The organism is Dolichospermum circinale AWQC131C, from assembly GCF_000426905.1.
Classification (GTDB): domain Bacteria; phylum Cyanobacteriota; class Cyanobacteriia; order Cyanobacteriales; family Nostocaceae; genus Dolichospermum; species Dolichospermum circinale.
Window position 1 is genome coordinate 134,590 of the sequence record NZ_KE384588.1, and the last position, 2,669, is coordinate 137,258.

At 35.0% G+C, this 2,669-nt stretch carries 3 protein-coding genes; all 3 read left to right on the forward strand.

The genetic code is table 11. The features are described 5' to 3' along the window. The first annotated feature begins 231 nt into the window (after positions 1 to 231). The 3 genes from ACIR131C_RS0101840 to ACIR131C_RS0101850 are packed head-to-tail and all read left to right on the forward strand — an operon-like array spanning position 232 to position 2,545. Entirely contained in the window at positions 232 to 1,086 is an 855-nt protein-coding gene (locus tag ACIR131C_RS0101840) for a methyltransferase domain-containing protein (protein WP_028088838.1), read from the forward strand. Positions 1,087 to 1,107: 21 nt separating this feature from the next. Next, a complete protein-coding gene (locus ACIR131C_RS0101845) occupies positions 1,108 to 2,049 on the forward strand; it encodes a homogentisate phytyltransferase (RefSeq protein ID WP_028088839.1) in 942 nt (313 codons plus the stop codon). A gap of 16 nt (positions 2,050 to 2,065) precedes the next feature. Then, positions 2,066 to 2,545, forward strand: a complete 480-nt coding sequence (locus tag ACIR131C_RS0101850; RefSeq protein ID WP_028088840.1) for a tetratricopeptide repeat protein — start codon at positions 2,066 to 2,068, stop codon at positions 2,543 to 2,545. The last annotated feature ends 124 nt before the right edge of the window (positions 2,546 to 2,669 follow it).

A 2,669-nucleotide genomic window follows, 5' to 3' on the forward strand; every position in this document is an offset into this window, starting at 1 on the left:
ATGTCGGTTTTTTTCCGTTCACCTACTTAAAAATCAATTAAAAATCAAGAAAATTTGTGCATTTAGGTTATTTTTAGTTATTTTTAAGATTCGCAAGGTAGAATTGATCAGTTACTCCCAGGCAAAAATATCCCTATCTAATTAAAAACATAGATGGTAGCATATCAATAAGTTTTTTCTTTTCAATTTCTTATGAGCTTTTTCTTAATTAAACCATTTCTTAATTAAACCATGAGTCAAATACTTTACAAACAAATTCAGGAATTTTACGATGCTTCCTCCGGCTTGTGGGAGCAGATTTGGGGGGAACATATGCACCACGGTTATTATGGTGTAGATGGTAAACAGGTGAAAGAACGCCGTCAAGCACAAATTGATTTAATTGAAGAACTGCTAAAATGGGCAGATGTTCACAGTGCTAAAAATATCCTTGATGTGGGTTGTGGAATTGGTGGTAGTTCTTTATACTTAGCGGATAAATTTGGAGCAAATGCCACGGGAATTACATTGAGTCCTGTACAAGCCGCTAGAGCCATGGAAAGGTCTTTGGCAATGAATTTGAGTCAAAAGACTAGATTCATGGTGGCCAATGCCCAGGAAATGGCCTTTGATGACGATTCTTTTGATTTGGTCTGGTCACTGGAAAGCGGTGAACATATGCCAGATAAAACTAAGTTTTTGCAAGAGTGCTATCGCGTGTTAAAACCCGGTGGGACTTTGATTATGGTGACATGGTGTCATCGGAATACGGATAAGTCAGCACTGACAGCGGATGAACAAAAGCACTTAGATGACATTTATAGGGTCTATTGTTTACCTTATGTAATGTCTTTAGCGGAGTATGAAGCGATCGCTTGGCAATTACCATTAACTAATATTCGTACTGCTGATTGGTCAACCGCAGTTGCACCTTTTTGGAATGTAGTAATTGATTCGGCTTTCACACCCCAAGCATTTATCGGTTTATTAATGGCGGGTTGGAGTACAATTCAAGGAGCATTATCTTTGGGGTTAATGCGTCGAGGTTATGAAACTGGGTTAGTTCGCTTTGGTTTATTACGCGGAACGAAAGAATTTAGAATTTAGAATTTAGAAAAAGAACAAAAGATGAATCAATTTTATAAACAAAGTTCTGCTGTTTCTCCAAAAAGTTGGTTTTATTCTTTTTGGAAATTTTCCCGTCCTCATACAATTATGGGAACAAGTTTGAGTGTTTTGGGTTTATATTTAATTACCCTGGGTGTCACTTCTACAAGTTTTTCTGGTGTGCATATTGGGCAAATTTTAGCAACATGGATTGCTTGTATAAGTGGTAATATTTATATTGTTGGTTTGAATCAGTTGGAGGATATTGAAATTGATAAAATCAATAAACCTGATTTACCTTTAGCTGCGGGAGAATTTACGAAAGGACAAGGACAATTAATTGTTATTATTACTGGTATTTTGGCTTTGGCTGTAGCATGGCTAACTGGACCATTTTTAATGGGAATGGTAACAATAAGTTTAGCAATTGGTACAGCTTATTCTTTACCACCAATTCGTTTAAAACAGTTTCCTTTTTGGGCTGCTTTATGTATTTTTTCCGTGCGGGGAACGATTGTTAATTTAGGTTTGTTTTTGCATTTTAGCTGGGTATTGCAAAGAAGCCAAGGTATTCCCAGTGCGGTTTGGGTTTTAACTGTTTTTATCTTGGTATTTACATTTGCGATCGCAATTTTTAAAGATATTCCTGATATGGAAGGTGATAGAGTTTATAATATCACAACTTTTACCCTCCAACTTGGACAACAAAAAGTATTTAATCTGGCTCTTTGGGTATTAACTATCTGTTATGGAGGCATGATTTTAGTAGGATTATTTCAGCTTGCGGAAGTTAATACTATTTTTGTTGTAATTACCCATACATTAACGTTAATTGTCTTATGGTGGCAAGGTGCAGGAGTTGATTTACAAGACAAAAAAGCCATTACTAATTTCTATCAATTTATCTGGAAATTGTTTTTCATTGAATATCTACTTTTTCCCGTCTCTTGTTTATTAGCTTAAAATTTAGCTTAAAATCATGTTACAAACATTTTCTATTTCATCTAATTCATCTAATATTTTCGCAATTTTTGTAGTCATTGTTGGTCTGGCTATTCTTGGTTATTTGAGTATCAAAACATTGATTACCTCTAATTTATTTCAGCAAGGTATCAATTTTTATCAAGCCAAAGATTTTGAAAATGCCGAAATAGCTTTGAGAAAAGTTATTGCTATCAATTCTACCAATGACATGGTACGTTTGTTGTTAGGAGATATTTTAAATCAAAAGGGACAAATTACCGCAGCCAAAGCGTTATTTTGTGAAGTAATTGATAGCAGTCCTAAAAATCCTGATGCTTATTTACGTTTAGCAAATATTCTCATGCAGGAACAACAGGAAGCAGCAGCAAAAGCTAATTTAGTCACAGCAAAAGAGTTATTGCAAAAACAGCGTCAACCAGAAAGAGCGAAAAAGGTTAGTGTTTTGTTAGATAAAATGATGGCTAAAAATATCTGATAGCAAAGCGTGGCGTAGCCATATTATGATTTTTACGATTATTACAGTTCATTTGATTTATACAGGACTTACGCAAAATATCTCTCAAATCCTCATTTCTCCGTGACCTCTGTGCCTCTGTGGT